This is a genomic window from Campylobacter sp. MIT 99-7217 (assembly GCF_006864365.1).
Classification (GTDB): Bacteria; Campylobacterota; Campylobacteria; order Campylobacterales; family Campylobacteraceae; genus Campylobacter_D.
This window is the reverse complement of the sequence record NZ_QHLJ01000027.1, coordinates 1-734: the sequence shown is the minus strand read 5'-3', so window position 1 is coordinate 734 and position 734 is coordinate 1. Positions and strand designations below refer to the sequence as shown.

Genomic DNA, 734 nt, shown 5'->3' with positions numbered 1-734 from the left:
GCACTAACTAAGCTATCATTGATAAGGCTTTGTAAATTTAAAGCTTTAAGCTCGCTATCTTTGGCTAGATTATAAAAGCCTCCAGCGTTATCTATGAACATATTTAAGATCTTGTTTTTTGTCTGCAAATCAACATTTTTAAGCTCGTTTAATGCCCTTGATATATCATTGTTTGAGCTGGTGCGTGAGATATAAGATAAAAGGGCAAGATTTGCATTTTTATCATCAAGCCCATTACTTTCTTTATCCAAAGCCCTTGCGATAATAGCCTTTTGCTCATCAACGCTTTTGCTGTTTATGAAGCTTGGAAGCTCTTTTAACTCTTCTTCAAATTTAGCTAAATTGCTTAAAGCCTTTTCGCCTATGTTTCTTTCAAGTCCAGCATTTGACCTTAAGGCTAGGTTTTTAATGCTTTGCAGATCATCGCTTTCATAAAGCCTGATCAAAAGCTCATCATCTTTCAAATCTAGGTTAAATTTATCTTTAACAGCCTGTTGATACGCTTTTAAAGAAGCTTCATTAAAGCCTTTCATGCCTGCGATACGATGATTTCCGCTTATGACTTGTCCGTCCTTTGCGATGATAGGAATGCCAGCAAAGCTCCCACCTCTTTCAAAGATAAGCTCAGGTTTAAAAGCAAGGCTTATGCTTTTTATCTTTTTATCTTGCTTTTCGCTTCGCCCTTGCGTGCCACCCTTTTCAAAGCTTTCTTTTAAATCCTCTTTTTTAACCAC

Annotated in this window: 1 pseudogene; it reads right to left on the bottom strand. The window is 36.6% G+C overall.

Going from position 1 to position 734, the window contains the following annotated elements:
- Positions 1-734 (bottom strand): annotated as a pseudogene (locus tag DMB92_RS09245) (hypothetical protein); the annotation flags it as partial.